The 545-nt window shown below is 51.7% G+C and carries 1 rRNA gene; it reads left to right on the top strand.

Going from position 1 to position 545, the window contains the following annotated elements:
- Positions 1 to 545: ribosomal RNA gene (locus ACXAH2_RS17170) — 23S ribosomal RNA — on the top strand; the annotation flags it as partial.

Raw genomic sequence — 545 nt, 5'->3', positions numbered from 1 at the left:
AGACAGCTAGGAGGTTGGCTTAGAAGCAGCCATCCTTTAAAGAAAGCGTAATAGCTCACTAGTCGAGTCGGCCTGCGCGGAAGATATAACGGGGCTCAAACTGTACACCGAAGCTACGGATGTAAGAACTTCACTTAAGCTTGTTGAGCAAGCGAAGCGCGCGAGACCAAGCGCCTACGAACCTAGAGTTTGGTAGAGCGGGAGGGAACGAAGTGCGACGTAAGTGAAGACAGCAAGTTTAAGGAAGTTCTTACATGGTAGAGGAGCGTTCTGTAGGCCGTTGAAGGGGAAGCTGTAAGGCACCCTGGAGGTATCAGAAGTGCGAATGTTGACATGAGTAACGATAAGGGGAGTGAAAACCTCCCCCGCCGGAAGACCAAGGTTTCCTGTCCCATGTTAATCAGGGCAGGGTGAGTCGGCCCCTAAGGCGAGGCTGAAAAGCGTAGTCGATGGGAAACAGGTTAATATTCCTGTACTTATGCATATTGCGATGGAGAGACGGAGAAGGCTAGGCCAGCGCGGCGATGGTTGTCCGCGTTTAAGGT

The organism is Marinomonas sp. ABL3_031 (assembly GCF_056161265.1).
Note: the sequence above shows the minus strand (reverse complement) of the source record. Positions and strands in the feature narration are given on the sequence as shown.